Source organism: Ammoniphilus soli (assembly GCF_040813775.1).
In genome coordinates this window covers 148924-163655 of the sequence record NZ_JBEGDL010000011.1, presented here as the reverse complement: position 1 = coordinate 163655, position 14732 = coordinate 148924, and the positions used below count along the sequence as shown (strand labels likewise).

12 protein-coding genes are annotated in these 14732 nt (G+C 47.8%); 11 read left to right on the top strand and 1 reads right to left on the bottom strand.

Annotated features, from left to right (window positions below):
- Positions 1-8 precede the first annotated feature (8 nt).
- The 3 genes from ABLT31_RS20800 to icmF all read left to right on the top strand — a co-directional run bounded on the left by ABLT31_RS20800 (position 9) and on the right by icmF (position 5207).
- Positions 9-1151 (top strand): acyl-CoA dehydrogenase, encoded by a 1143-nt coding sequence (locus ABLT31_RS20800; RefSeq protein ID WP_367755244.1) that lies wholly within the window; start codon positions 9-11, stop codon positions 1149-1151.
- Positions 1152-1303: 152 nt separating this feature from the next.
- Positions 1304-1939 carry a TetR/AcrR family transcriptional regulator gene (locus ABLT31_RS20795; RefSeq protein ID WP_367755242.1) on the top strand — a complete coding sequence of 212 codons (636 nt, stop codon included), beginning with the start codon at positions 1304-1306 and terminating at the stop codon, positions 1937-1939.
- Between the two features lie 22 nt (positions 1940-1961).
- Positions 1962-5207, top strand: coding sequence for a fused isobutyryl-CoA mutase/GTPase IcmF (icmF, locus tag ABLT31_RS20790; protein WP_367755240.1), 3246 nt, complete (start codon positions 1962-1964; stop codon positions 5205-5207).
- Positions 5208-5429: 222 nt separating this feature from the next.
- On the opposite strand, the gene ABLT31_RS20785 is transcribed toward icmF, so the two are convergent.
- Positions 5430-6287, bottom strand: a complete 858-nt coding sequence (locus tag ABLT31_RS20785; protein WP_367755238.1) for a hypothetical protein — start codon at positions 6285-6287, stop codon at positions 5430-5432.
- Positions 6288-6441: 154 nt separating this feature from the next.
- Between ABLT31_RS20785 and rpoE the strand changes: the two genes are divergently transcribed.
- The 8 genes from rpoE (at position 6442) to rho (ending at position 14732) form a co-directional block, all read left to right on the top strand.
- Positions 6442-6978: a DNA-directed RNA polymerase subunit delta gene (gene rpoE / locus ABLT31_RS20780; protein ID WP_367755236.1), complete on the top strand. Its 537-nt coding sequence runs from the start codon at positions 6442-6444 to the stop codon at positions 6976-6978.
- A 196-nt stretch (positions 6979-7174) separates the two neighbouring features.
- Entirely contained in the window at positions 7175-8776 is a 1602-nt protein-coding gene (locus tag ABLT31_RS20775) for a CTP synthase (RefSeq protein WP_367755234.1), read from the top strand.
- A 120-nt stretch (positions 8777-8896) separates the two neighbouring features.
- The gene (locus ABLT31_RS20770) at positions 8897-9262 is read left to right on the top strand and encodes a response regulator (protein ID WP_367755232.1); all 366 of its coding nucleotides are present in this window, start codon (positions 8897-8899) and stop codon (positions 9260-9262) included.
- A gap of 27 nt (positions 9263-9289) precedes the next feature.
- Entirely contained in the window at positions 9290-10153 is an 864-nt protein-coding gene (fba, locus tag ABLT31_RS20765) for a class II fructose-1,6-bisphosphate aldolase (protein WP_367755230.1), read from the top strand.
- Between the two features lie 20 nt (positions 10154-10173).
- A complete protein-coding gene (gene fsa / locus ABLT31_RS20760) occupies positions 10174-10818 on the top strand; it encodes a fructose-6-phosphate aldolase (protein WP_367755228.1) in 645 nt (214 codons plus the stop codon).
- A 112-nt stretch (positions 10819-10930) separates the two neighbouring features.
- A complete protein-coding gene (locus ABLT31_RS20755; protein ID WP_367755226.1) occupies positions 10931-12199 on the top strand; it encodes a UDP-N-acetylglucosamine 1-carboxyvinyltransferase in 1269 nt (422 codons plus the stop codon).
- A gap of 130 nt (positions 12200-12329) precedes the next feature.
- Positions 12330-13301: a class II fructose-bisphosphatase gene (gene glpX / locus ABLT31_RS20750; protein WP_367755224.1), complete on the top strand. Its 972-nt coding sequence runs from the start codon at positions 12330-12332 to the stop codon at positions 13299-13301.
- A 150-nt stretch (positions 13302-13451) separates the two neighbouring features.
- Complete coding sequence (gene rho, locus ABLT31_RS20745; RefSeq protein ID WP_367755222.1) at positions 13452-14732, top strand: transcription termination factor Rho; 1281 nt, start codon at positions 13452-13454, stop codon at positions 14730-14732.

Here is a 14732-nt window from a genome sequence, read left to right as displayed (position 1 = left end):
GAGAAACGATGAACTTTTTATTATCGGAAGAGCATCAAATGATGCAAAAGATGGTTCGTGATTTTGCGGAAAACGAATGCGGCCCTACAGCAGCAATAAGGGATGAAGAAGAACGCTGGGATATGGGGATTTGGAACAAGATGGCTGAGCTCGGCATATGCGGAATTCCGTGGCCTGAAGAATACGGCGGGGTAGGGGCCGACTATTTGAGTTATGTGATCGCGGTGGAAGAGCTTTCTCGTGTAGATGCCTCGGTAGGGGTGACCCTATCGGCTCATACGTCCTTGGCGGGATGGCCAGTGTATAAGTTCGGTACAGAAGAGCAAAAGCAAAAATATTTGCGGGCGATGGCGGAAGGCCGCAGCATGGGGGCTTACTGCTTGACGGAGCCGGGTTCAGGCTCTGATGCAGCGGGAATGAAGACGACGGCTGTATTGGATGGTGATGATTACGTATTAAATGGCTCGAAAATTTTCATCACAAATGGAAGCTATGCTGATATCTTTATCGTATTTGCGCAAACCAACCCGGAATTAAAGCATAAAGGAATAGCCGCGTTTATCGTGGAGAAGAGCTTTCCTGGGTTTTCGGTGGGCAAAAAGGAAAAGAAGCTCGGGATTCGATCTTCCTCCACTACGGAAGTGATTATGGAGAACTGCCGCGTTCCGAAAGAAAATCTATTAGGGCAAGTCGGTGAAGGCTTCAAGATTGCCATGATGACCCTAGATGGCGGGCGCAACGGAATTGCAGCGCAAGCTTTAGGGATTGCCCAAGGCGCACTAGATGCTTCTGTGGACTATGCGAAGGAACGGAACCAGTTTGGCAAGCCGATTGCCAAGCAGCAAGCGATTCAATTCAAGCTCGCTGACATGGCTACGAAGATCGAAGCCGCCCGCTTGCTCACCTATCAAGCGGCATGGCGCGAAGATCAAGGCATCTCCTATGGATTGCAATCGGCCATGTCCAAACTATTCGCCGGGGATATCGCCATGGAAGTGACGGTAGAGGCGGTTCAAGTGTTTGGAGGATATGGCTATACCCGCGAGTATCCGGTGGAGCGCTTCATGAGAGATGCAAAGATTACACAGATTTATGAAGGAACAAATGAAATCCAGCGTTTAGTCATCTCCGGTTACCTTTTGAAAGACTAATCTTTTACCGAGGAGATCGCGAAGCTTTGGCATGAGCGGTTTCCTCTATCTTAATGTGAATAACCCCCTGGCTTCCCGAGCGGGTTCAAGGTATAGTAATTGTATGACTTAACGCTCAGTCGAAAGGGAATTCATGAAAGAGGGGATATAAGTTGGCAAGCGGAAGGAAAAGCATTCCATCCTTAGTTAAGGATCAAAAACTGGTAGAAAAGCGCAGAGAGCAAATTGTAGAAGCGGCCGTTGATCTTTTTATCTCAAAGGGGTTTCATAAAACGACGACAAGAGAGATCGCGCGGGCTTCCGGTTTTAGCATCGGAACGCTTTATGAATATATTGAGTCCAAAGAAGATGTATTGTATTTGGTTTGTGATTCCATCCACTCGGAAGTGGAAAAGAAAATGGAAGAGGCGATGGTCGAATCGCGTACGGGGGCAGAAACCCTGCGTCATGCGATCAAGGGCATATTCCATGTGATGGACGAAGTGGATGACAAGGTGCTGCTGATTTACCAAGAGATTAAATCTCTCCCGAGTGAACCGATGCATTACGTGCTTCGCCGAGAAGAACAAATAACTGAATTTTTTGAACGGATTCTCCAAAAGGGAATCACGGATGGCTCGCTGAAAATCAATCCGGAAGCGGTAAAGCTGATGGCCCATAATATCGTTGTGTTTGCCGAGATGTGGACGTTCCGCAGATGGGCTTTGCGCAAGCATTATACGCTGGACCAATACGTAGAGATACAGACGAGCTTATTGCTTAATGAGGTGAAACCGGTAAAACTGTAGGAAAGAGTGAGGAGGCAAACGGATGGAAACGGAAATCTATCGCCCTAGACATAATGTACGCTTTGTAACAGCTGCCGCCCTATTTGACGGGCACGATGCGTCCATTAATATCATGCGGCGAATTTTGCAAGCTTCAGGAGTGGAAGTGATTCATCTAGGCCATAACCGTGCGGTGGACGAAATCGTGACGGCTGCGATCCAAGAGGATGCACAAGGAATCGCGATTAGCTCTTACCAAGGCGGACACGTAGAGTACCTCAAGTATATGCATGACTTACTTCAAGAGAAGGGTGCAGGGCATATTAAGATTTTTGCTGGCGGGGGCGGGGTCATTGTTCCATCCGAAATCAAGGAGCTCCACACCTACGGGATTGCGAAGGTCTTTTCTCCTGATGACGGACGCGAACTGGGCCTTCAAGGCATGATCAATCACATGGTTCGGGAGACGGACTGGCCGACACCTAAGCAAGTGGAAAAGGAAATAGAGGCATTAAAGGAACAGAATTGGGGGGCCATTGCCAAGCTAATTACGTTGGCGGAGGAAAATGTGGAAGCCAAAGAACGGGATCAAACCGTAGCGGCTACGTTAGAAAAGCTGCAAACGTTAGCCTCTCCTGTACCCGTCCTCGGTATTACCGGAACCGGAGGAGCAGGAAAAAGCTCCTTAACTGATGAATTGGTCCGCCGCTACCTTGAGCATTTTCCGGACCGCTCAATTGCCATAATTTCTGTCGATCCCTCCAAGCAAAAGACGGGCGGAGCACTGCTTGGCGACCGGATCCGCATGAATGCCATCAACGGCCCGCGGGTTTTCATGCGCAGCTTGGCGACGCGAGGTTCGAAGACCGAGCTGAGTGGAGCTACGAAAGAGGCCATCAATATCGTTAAGGCCGCTGGCTACGACTTTGTGATCGTGGAAACGAGCGGGATCGGGCAAGGAGATTCCGGGATCGTTGACTTGGTAGACATCTCCATGTATGTCATGACGAGCGAGTTTGGAGCCGCTACCCAGTTAGAGAAAATCGATATGATTGACTATGCGGACCTCATCGTCATCAACAAGTTTGAGCGCAGGGGCTCTGAGGATGCGCTTCGCGATGTGCGCAAGCAGTATAAGCGCAGCCGGAATCTATTCGAGCTGGATGATGAAAATGTCCCGGTGTTTGGAACAATTGCCAGCCAGTTTAATGATCCGGGAACCAACATCTTGTTTGCCAATTTGATGAGAACGGTGGAGAAGAAGACGGGTGGCAGCTGGCCCACGAAGCTCGACGCTAAAATCAGCAAGGTAACCAAGAAAAACATGATTATCCCGCCTGAGAGAGTGAGCTATCTGGGTGAGATTGTGTATACCATCCGGAACTATCGGAAGTTCACGGAAGAGCAAGTGGGCTTTGCCCGTAAAATTTTCCAACTGCGCGGGACTCGCGGGCTATTCTCAGGGGATGCAGAGTTTACGGCCAAGTTGGATGAAAAGATTATGTTTTACGAAAACAAGCTCCATCCGGAGTGCAGGCAGTTTCTGGAGAGCTGGCCCAAGCTGCGTGAAGCCTATACAAAGGATCAATTCATTACGAAGATCCGTGATAAAGAATTGATTACGGAGCTTTATACCGAAACGCTTTCCGGAAATAAAATTCCTAAGATCAGCCTGCCAAAATATGAGGATTTGGGCGAATTGCTGAAATGGGCGATGAAGGAGAATTTGCCTGGCTACTTTCCTTATACGGCAGGGGTTTTTCCTTTCAAACGGACGAATGAGGATCCCAAGCGGATGTTTGCGGGGGAAGGGACGCCAGATCGCACGAACCGCCGCTTCCACTTCCTGTGTGAGGGAGAAGAAGCCAAGCGTTTGTCTACCGCATTTGACAGTGTTACCTTGTATGGCCAAGATCCTGATTATCGGCCTGACATTTACGGGAAAATCGGGAACAGCGGTGTAAGCGTTTGTACATTAGATGACATGAAAAAGCTGTATGCGGGCTTTGACCTTTGCCATCCGTCCACCAGCGTATCGATGACGATCAATGGTCCAGCACCGATTATATTGGCGATGTTCATGAATACGGCGATTGCCCAGCAGATCGAAAAATTCGTCGAGAAAAATGGCCGTCAACCGAATGAGAAAGAGGCAGCGCAGATTAAGGATTACACCTTAAGCGTGGTGCGCGGAACGGTTCAGGCCGATATCTTAAAAGAAGATCAGGGACAAAATACGTGCATTTTCTCTACTGAGTTCGCGCTGAAGATGATGGGGGATATCCAGGAATACTTCATCGAAAAGAAAGTGCGAAACTACTATTCGGTGTCGATTAGCGGCTATCATATTGCGGAAGCGGGAGCCAATCCGATTTCCCAGCTGGCATTTACCCTTGCGAACGGCTTTACCTTTGTCGAGTATTATTTGAGCCGGGGGATGCACATTGACGACTTTGCACCGAATCTTTCGTTCTTCTTCAGCAACGGCTTGGATCCGGAATACACCGTTTTGGGGCGAGTGGCTCGCCGCATCTGGTCGACGGTCATGAAGCACAAGTACAGCGGAAATGATCGCAGCCAAAAGCTAAAATACCATATCCAAACATCTGGCCGTTCTTTGCACGCCCAGGAGATGGATTTCAACGATATTCGTACGACGCTGCAGGCTTTGATTGCGATTTATGACAACTGTAATTCCCTGCATACTAACGCCTATGATGAAGCGATTACCACCCCGACCGAGAATTCCGTGCGCCGGGCGATGGCGATCCAAATGATTATCAACAAAGAGCTTGGCTTAGCCAAGAACGAAAACCCGATGCAAGGTGCTTTTATCATTGATGAATTAACCGACTTGGTTGAGGAAGCGGTGTTGGCTGAATTTGAGCGGATTAACCACCGTGGAGGCGTGTTAGGGGCCATGGAAACCCAATATCAACGGGGGAAGATCCAAGAAGAGTCCCTTTACTATGAGCATAAGAAGCATACAGGAGAGCTGCCGATCATCGGGGTGAACACCTTCATCAATCCAAACGTAGACGAAAATGCTTATGAAATTGAATTGGCACGTTCTACGAAAGAGGAAAAGGAAACTCAAATTCGTAATCTCCAGGCTTTCTGGGAACAGCACAAAGTAGAAGCCCCTGCAGCGCTTGAGCGCTTGAAGGAAGTGGCACGTTCGAATGGAAACTTGTTCGAGGAGCTGATGGAGACCGTGAAAGTGGCCTCCTTAGGTCAAATTACGAAGGCGCTTTATGAGGTAGGCGGGCAGTATCGGAGAAATATGTAAGTCATAAAGAGCGGGGTCAGGCATACGATGGAATGTCTGACCCTGTTTTCCTTTGGTAACGTATAAACCTTTACTTAGAAGGAGAAAAAAGAAGAGGTGTGGCGGTTAACAGGAATAACTCCTCTTATTTTACCTTTTTTCTCTCCAACTAATGAAATAACCGGAAAAACTCCTGTTATCTCGAAAAAAGAAGAAGACCCCCCGCTGATCACACAGGGAAGTCTACAGTTTCTTCTTTATTACTCCTTTGGTAAAGGTCTCGATGAGCTCTTCATGGCTGGAGCCGGGTACAACGAGGTAGGTGCCTGGACTTAGATGCTCGATTGCGCCTAATCGGACCAAGGCTTCGTTAAACTCTTGCCCATTGGCTACAATGCCGGCGGCCTCTACTGCCTGAGACAGCTGAAGGGCATCCATTCCTGGGGACAAGGTGAAAGGGACCGCTTCTTTCAATTGCTTTTTGAGTTGTTCATTTTCCTTTTGGAGGGTTGTGATCTTCGATTCGAGCTCAGCTTTTTCCTTTTCCCAGTCGATGGCAAGCTTGTCCTCTTCCTGAGCAGGAGCTTTTTCTGAAGGCTCCCCAGAGGTCGCGGCTTCTTTTGTAGCAAACGCCTCATATACGGTCGGGTTGGATTCAGCCATATGCTCTTTATTAAATTTAAATTCGTAGATATAGCCTGCGACGGATACAAGGACCAAAACAAAAAAGGATAAAGTCAGCATGGGCTTTTTCTTCCGGATATTACCGCTGCCGGAAGGACGTGAAGAGGAAGAGCTAGTTTTACCGGTTTGACGAACGTCTTTTAAGATCCAGCAGTCCTTGGCTTCACCGATGGTAACGGTATAGGGCAGTCCCTTAAACTCTAGGCTGAGGGTGAAAATGGTCTCAAAAACGTCTTCCTCAATTTCATCGATAATACCCTCTTCCAGTGGTTTCAGGGTGGTGGAACCGGCCCGGAAGCCTTGGAGGAAAGGGATGGGCCGCTGGGTAACGGCCTTCGCCAAAATGATGGGCTTGGGCTTCGCTCTGAGCAGTTTTCCGAATGTCGAGCCTATTGAAGAATAAACGCTGTACGTCATAGGCTGATCCCTTTCTATCGCGTAGTATATATTTTGTATTTTACCATAGATAAAACAGAAAAAGTTGCAAGGAAATGTTTGACACTAGTACTATTTTATATAAAAATAGGAATACTAGATGAATAGAATTTTTTCTAGAAGGGAAGTGCGGAACTTGGCAAATATCACACCAGAGCAAGAGAAGTGGCAGGAAGTTGCCCTTGTAGATATTTCATACGAAGTGTTGGATAAGTCAAACAAGACCATGAACTATAAGGAAATCTTTCGGGAAGCAGCAAACTTGAAAGGCCTTACTGATGAAGAGCTCATGGAGCTTGTTCCTCAGGTTTATACGGAGATGAATTTGGATGGCCGCTTCATTTGTATCAGCCCAGGGAACTGGGGCTTGAAGAAATGGTACACGACGGAAGCGATCGAGGAGTCCATTGAAGCCTTGGCAAGAGCGAAGGGAATCGACGATGACGATGACGATTACGGCTTCGATGATGAAGAAGAAGTAACGGACGAGGACTTCACGGATGTAGAGGATTATGACAACCTTGACGATGAAGATGCGGACGAAGATGAGGTTGATGAAGACGAAGAAGATCTGGAATTTGAAGAAGATGAAGAATTTGAAGAGGAAGTCGACGAAGAGTTTGCAGATGAAGATGAGAGCGAAGATGTCGATGACGAGGATGACGAGAAGTAAGCCAATTTTTTCTTGACAACAAGTTGCATCCTTTTGTAATATTTTCGATGGGCTAATTATTGGTATGTAAAGAAATAACAAACAAAAGTGCCCCCAACCGATCAAGGAATGGGTGTGACTTTTGTTTTTTTTTTGTTTCACTTGCAAAAGATAGAAACTAATGACATGTTGGATCATGCAGAAAAGAGGGGTAGCTATGGCAAAGTACATTTTCGTCACGGGAGGAGTTGTTTCTTCTCTCGGTAAAGGTATAACAGCAGCGTCGCTAGGGCGATTGCTCAAGAATAGAGGACTGCGGGTCACCATGCAGAAGCTGGACCCATATATCAACATCGATCCTGGAACGATGAGTCCTTATCAGCATGGAGAAGTTTTTGTTACCGATGACGGGGCAGAGACGGATTTGGACTTGGGCCACTATGAGCGTTTCATTGACGTGAATTTAAATTCCAATAGCAACGTGACAACAGGAAAGATCTATTCTTCCGTCATTAATAAAGAACGACGCGGAGACTATTTGGGCGGGACGGTTCAGGTCATTCCTCATATTACCAATGAAATTAAAGAAAGAGTATTCCGCGCTGGCCGTACAGGGGAAGTCGATGTCGTCCTAACGGAAATCGGGGGAACGGTTGGTGATATCGAAAGCTTGCCGTTTCTTGAAGCGATCCGCCAAATCAAGAGCGACATCGGCCGTGAAAATGTCATGTACATTCATTGCAGCTTGATTCCTTATCTTTCAGCTGCAGGGGAACTGAAAACCAAGCCAACCCAGCACAGCGTAAAAGAGCTTCGCAGCCTTGGAATTCAACCGAACGTGGTGGTTTGCCGGACAGAAAAACCGTTATCTCAGGATATGAAGGATAAGCTGGCGCTGTTTTGCGATATCGATCCGAAAGCGGTCATTGAAGCTAGCGATGCAGAGACCCTTTATGAGGTACCGCTTATGCTGAAAGAGCAAGGGCTGGATGATTATGTCATTAATCACCTGGGCTTAAAAGCAGGTCCTTCGGATATGACGGAATGGGAGCAATTGGTCCAGAAGATCAAGAATCTGTCAGATACCACAAGAATCGCTATTGTCGGAAAGTATGTCGCCCTGCATGACGCCTATTTGAGCGTGGCAGAAGCCCTTTATCATGCCGGATACGATAATGGAACGGATATTGATATCAAGTGGGTGGATGCGGAAGAAGTAACAGATGCCAACGTTCGGGACATGCTAGGAGATGTAGATGGAATTCTCGTTCCTGGCGGATTCGGTGACCGCGGGGTAGAAGGAAAGATCACAGCCGCGCGTTATGCCCGTGAGAATCGCGTTCCTTTCCTGGGCATTTGCTTGGGGATGCAGATCGCCTGCATTGAATATGCCCGTCACGTGCTAGGTTATGAAGGTGCTAACAGCTCGGAAATTAATCCATCTACAAAATATCCTGTAATAGATCTGCTGCCGGAACAGAAGGATATCGAGAACATGGGTGGAACGATGCGCCTGGGCCTTTCCCCGTGCAAGGTAGAGGAAGACAGCTTAGTGTTCCAAGCTTATGACAGTACCTTGATTTACGAGCGCCATCGCCATCGTTATGAATTTAACAATGAGTATCGGGAAGAGATGAAAAAAGCGGGCTTCCGCTTTAGCGGAACATCCCCTGATGGCCGTTTAGTCGAATGTATTGAGGTTATTGATCACCCTTGGTACGTGGCGACCCAATTCCATCCGGAGTTTACATCCCGTCCGAATCGCCCGCAGCCTTTGTTCCGCAAGTTTGTTCAGGCTTCTCGCCAATTAAAGCAATAAATCGATTTCGTGAAGCAGGAATTTTCTCCCTCTGCGACGAATGTATTGGATGGTAAATGCGATATAAGACGGAAAATAAGTTTAAATTTCCCATCACGTCATAGAGGAGGATCAACAGGTATGTCTCAAAACAAAGTGCTTATTGTAGACGATCAGTATGGAATTCGCGTGCTTCTATATGAAGTGTTTGGAAAGGAAGGATATGAGACCTTTCAAGCCGCCAATGGAAAAGAGGCACTGGATATTGTAACGAAGCAGTCGCCAGACCTGGTTATCCTGGACATGAAGATTCCAGGGATGGACGGTCTCGAGATATTAAAAGAAATCAAGAAGATTGATAAAGGAATCAAGGTTATCATGATGACAGCCTATGGTGAGCTGGACATGATCAAGGAAGCGACCGAACTTGGCGCGATCACGCATTTCACCAAGCCTTTTGATATTGATGAATTGCGATTGGCGGTAAAGAGCCAATTGGCCGTATAAAGAAAAGCATAAATAGGAGGATCGATCATGCCGTTGGTATCGATGAGAGAAATGCTGAACAAAGCTGTAGAAGGGAAGTATGCGGTTGGGCAGTTCAACCTCAATAACTTGGAGTTTACTCAAGCCATTTTACAGGCAGCTCAAGAGGAAAACTCCCCTGTCATCCTTGGCGTAAGCGAAGGGGCAGGCCGTTACATGGGAGGTTTCAAGACCGTTGTAGCCATGGTAAAAGCACTGATGGAAGAGTACAAGGTGACTGTTCCTGTTGCCATTCACTTGGATCACGGTTCATCTTTTGAAAAGTGCGTGGAAGCCATCTATGCCGGATTCACTTCGGTCATGATCGATGGATCCCATCATCCGCTGGAAGAAAACATTGCGATCACCAAGAAAGTGGTAGACGTGGCTCATGCGTTGGGCATTTCCGTTGAAGCCGAGCTTGGGCGCATTGGCGGACAGGAAGATGACCTGATCGTATCCGATGCCGAAGCAGCCTACGCGGTTCCTGCTGAATGCGATCAATTGGTTCGCGAAACCGGTGTGGATTGCTTTGCGCCAGCGCTGGGTTCTGTTCACGGACCTTACAAAGGGGAGCCAAACCTTGGATTTGACCGCATGGAAGAAATTCAAAAGCTAACGGGAGTACCTCTTGTCCTGCACGGCGGAACGGGAATCCCAACCAAGGATATCCAACGTGCGATTTCTCTTGGTACGGCGAAGATCAACGTCAACACCGAAAACCAAATGGCCTCTGCGGCAACTGTTCGCAAGGTATTGGCAGAGAAGCCGAATGAGTATGACCCGCGCAAATATCTGGGACCTGCTCGTGAAACGATCAAGGAAACAGTCAAAGCGAAAATGCGCGAATTCGGCAGCAGCAACCAAGCATAAATCAAACCAGGAGGCACGGCATGAAATTTTTCATCGATACAGCGAATGTAAATGAAATCCGTGAAGTTCATACGTGGGGAGTTTTGGCTGGGGTAACCACGAATCCATCCCTTGTCGCTAAAGAAGGCCGGGATTTCATTGAAAACCTGAAGGAAATCATTGAAATTGTGGATGGTCCGATTAGCGCAGAAGTGATCAGCACAGAAGCGGAAGGCATGATTGAGGAAGGGGAAAAGCTAGCGTCGCTATCGAAGAACATCGTAATCAAGGTTCCGATGACGGCGGAAGGCTTGAAAGCTGTAAAGCATTTTTCCAGTAAACAAATTAAAACGAATGTCACCCTCGTGTTCTCAGCGAATCAGGCCTTATTGGCTGCTCGCGCCGGAGCCACCTATGTTTCGCCGTTCTTGGGTCGGCTAGATGACATCGGACAGGATGGATTGCTGCTCATCTCCGATATCGTGGACATTTTCAATGCCCATGGCTTGGATACAGAGATTATCTCTGCCAGCATCCGTCATCCAATCCATGTCACGGAAGCCGCGAAGATGGGGGCCCATATCGCTACCATTCCATACAAGGTGTTTGAGCAGATGCTGAAGCATCCTTTAACGGACCAAGGGATAGAGAAATTCTTGGCTGATTGGGAGAACGCGAAAAAATAATAAAAAGCACCTTGCAAAAGGTGCTTTTTCCACTCATTCCTTAACCTCACCATCAATATAGACCCAAATGATAAAAAATAGACAACAGAGAAGAGAACCGCGGGAGGCAATTATGGAGAAATTGTGCATTAGGGGCGGGATGCCGCTCAAGGGGAGGATCACAATCAGTGGGGCCAAAAATAGCGCTGTCGCATTAATTCCTGCTACCATTTTGGCTGAATCTCCGACGATCATTGATAATCTTCCAATGATAAATGATGTGCAGATATATATCGAGATATTGCGTGAGCTGGGGGCAAAGGTGGAACAGGAGGGGCAGTCCCTCTACGTCGATCCTGCAGGCATTGTGCCTAAGCCGCTGCCGAATGGCAAAGTGAAAAAGTTAAGAGCCTCGTATTATCTCATGGGTGCATTGCTTGGGCGTTTCGGTGAAGCTTTCATCGGGTTGCCGGGAGGCTGCAATTTAGGGCCGCGTCCGATTGACCAGCATATTAAGGGCTTTGAAGCCTTAGGGGCAAAAATCGAAGCGAAAGATGGAGCTTTGTCTATAGCAGCTCAAGAGTTAACGGGCAATAAAATCTATCTCGATGTCATCAGTGTGGGAGCGACGATCAATATTATGCTGGCGGCTTCCCGTGCCCAGGGCACAACGATCATTGAGAATGCGGCCAAAGAGCCTGAAATCATTGACGTTGCCACGCTATTATCTTCGATGGGGGCCTCGATTAAAGGGGCAGGAACAGATGTTATCCGCATTACAGGAAAAAGCCAACTACTAGGCTGTCGCCATTCGATCATTCCTGACCGGATTGAGGCAGGCACCTATATGATTGCTGCAGCGGCAACGCGCGGGGATGTGACGATTGATCAGGTCATTCCCCGACACTTGGAGGGTATCTCGGCGAAGCTAGAAGAAATGGGAGTCCGCATTATTGAACAGGATGAATCCATTCGGATCATTGGGGAGAAGTCCTACCGGTCTGTGGATGTAAAGACAGGGGCCTACCCAGGCTTTGCAACCGACCTTCAGCAGCCGATGACTGCGTTGCTTACCTTAGCCCATGGGACAAGCATGGTGACGGATAACATTTATACCTCGCGCTTCCGCCATGTAGATGAGTTAGTTCGCATGGGAGCCCAAATTAAGGTGGAAGGCCGTTCTGCCATTATTGAAGGAGTTAAAAAGCTTCAAGGAGCGACGGTCAAAGCAGCTGATCTTCGGGCTGGTGCGGCGATGATTGTAGCTGCCCTGGCGACAGATGGGGTAACCGAGATTTTTGGAGTGGAGCATATTGATCGAGGGTATGATACTTTAGAAGAAAAACTGCGGACTTTAGGAGCTGAGATTTGGCGGGAGCAAATAGAAGAATCCGACCAGTAAAATGTTTCCTAATGAATTAAGTAGAGCGCAATTCCTTTTAAAGTGCTATCATATTGAACGAGTAAGTGTTAAATGTGTTATCCTTATTCCAAAGAAGATACGGGATAACCGTAAAGAGAGGATGATGGAAATGGAACGGAGTTTATCGCTAGAATTAGTGCGGGTAACAGAAGCGGCTGCTTTGGCCTCTGCTCGCTGGATGGGTTTTGGAAAAAAGGATGAAGCGGATGATGCCGCTACGACGGCCATGCGTGCAGAGTTCAATACCGTGCCGATGGTTGGAACCGTTGTGATCGGAGAAGGAGAAATGGACGAAGCTCCGATGCTTTATATCGGAGAGAAGCTAGGCCTAGGTCTAGGTCCGTCCGTGGATGTCGCCGTTGATCCCTTAGAAGGAACAAACATTGTGGCCAAGGGATTGTGGAATGCCATGAGCGTATTGGCAGTAGCGGACAAAGGGAACTTGCTGCATGCGCCAGATATGTATATGGATAAAATTGCTGTAGGGCCTGAATGTGTAGGAGCCATTGACATTGATCGTTCGGTAAGAGAAAATCTTGAAGCTGTGGCCAAGTGCAAAGGAAAAGATTTGCGCGAGTTGACGGCGATTATCTTGGATCGTGAGCGACATGAGAAAATCATTCATGAAGTTCGCGAGGCAGGCGTACGCATTAAATTGATTTCCGATGGGGATGTTTCTGCCGCAATTAGTACGGCTTTTAAGGATACGGGAGTGGACATCCTGTTTGGTGCAGGCGGAGCTCCTGAAGGGGTCATCTCTGCAGTAGCTTTAAAATGTCTCGGTGGCGAGATTCAAGGGCGCTTGCTTCCGCAAAATGAAGAAGAAATCGAACGCTGCAAGAAAATGGGCCTCGTTGACCCTCATCAGGTGCTGCGGATGGATGATTTAGTCAAAGGAGACGATGCCATCTTTGCCGCTACGGGGGTAACCGATGGAGAGTTTCTGCGCGGCGTCCGCTTCCAAGGAAATCGGGCAACGACTCATTCCGTTGTAATGAGAGCGAAAACCGGAACCATTCGTTTTGTCGAAGGCCAGCATCGCCTGGAGCTGAAGCCGAATCTAGTTATGAAAAACATCTAGCATTGTAATATTTTGGTATGAAACTGGGGATAATGGTTGAATAGTTTATAGACTTTTCGATTCTATCCCTAGTTCGGTATAATAGACGATATGGATTCAAGGGATTTAAGAAATGTAAATGAAAGTTGGTGTTATATCTAACGTATGGACATGAATTTGGCGGGATTAGAAGAAAAGAAATTAACGGATTTATATAAGCTGGCCAAGCAATTTCAAATCCCCTATTATGGGACGATGAAAAAGAAAGAATTGATTTTTGCGATTCTGCGGGCGCAAGCAGAAAAAAGCGGATTTATGTTTATGGAAGGGGTTCTTGAAATTCTAGCGGACGGTTACGGTTTCCTTCGACCGATTAACTATTTGCCCAGTGCAGAGGATATCTATATATCTGCCTCACAGATCCGCAGGTTTGATCTGCGCACCGGAGACAAGGTTTCTGGAAAAGTACGGCCCCCAAAAGAAAACGAGCGCTATTTCGGCTTATTGCATGTAGAGGCTGTCAATGGTGAAGACCCCGAAATCGCTTCGGAACGGCTTCATTTCCCTGCCCTAACACCTCTCTATCCCCAAAAGAAGCTTGTATTAGAAACCTCTCCTGATCGCTTATCTACAAGAGTTATCGATCTTTTGGCTCCTGTCGGCTTAGGGCAGCGCGGTTTGATTGTCGCTCCTCCAAAAGCGGGGAAGACGGTTTTGCTCAAGGAAATTGCCAATAGCATTGCAGAAAATCATCCGGAAATCGAGTTGTTTGTCCTGCTGATCGATGAGCGACCAGAGGAAGTGACCGATATGCAACGCTCCGTAAAAGCGGAAGTGGTTGCGTCTACTTTTGATGAACTGCCGGAAAATCATATAAAAGTGGCGGAGCTGGTTTTGGAGCGGGCTCAGCGTTTGGTTGAGCACAAAAAGGATGTTGTCATTCTCATGGACAGTATCACACGTCTGGCACGCGCCTACAATCTCGTCATACCTCCAAGCGGCAGAACGCTATCTGGGGGTATTGATCCGGCGGCCTTCCACCGTCCGAAGCGCTTCTTTGGTTCGGCGCGGAATATTGAAGAAGGCGGAAGCTTAACTATCTTAGCGACCGCTTTAGTGGAAACCGGTTCTCGGATGGACGACGTGATTTACGAAGAATTTAAGGGAACAGGGAATATGGAGCTCCATCTTGACCGCAAGCTGGCAGAGCGCCGCATCTATCCGGCTCTTGATATTCGCCGTTCCGGAACCCGACGCGAGGAATTGCTATTTTCCAAATTTGAGTTGGAGAAAATTTGGGGAATGCGCAAGACGATGTCGGAGCATCCGGAATTTACGGATATGTTCCTAAAGAAGATCAGAGAAACAAAAACCAATATCGAGTTCCTGGAAGCGCTCGAAACCATCCAGCCTCAGACGCGCTCTGGCCGAACGGCTTCAACGACCGCTTAG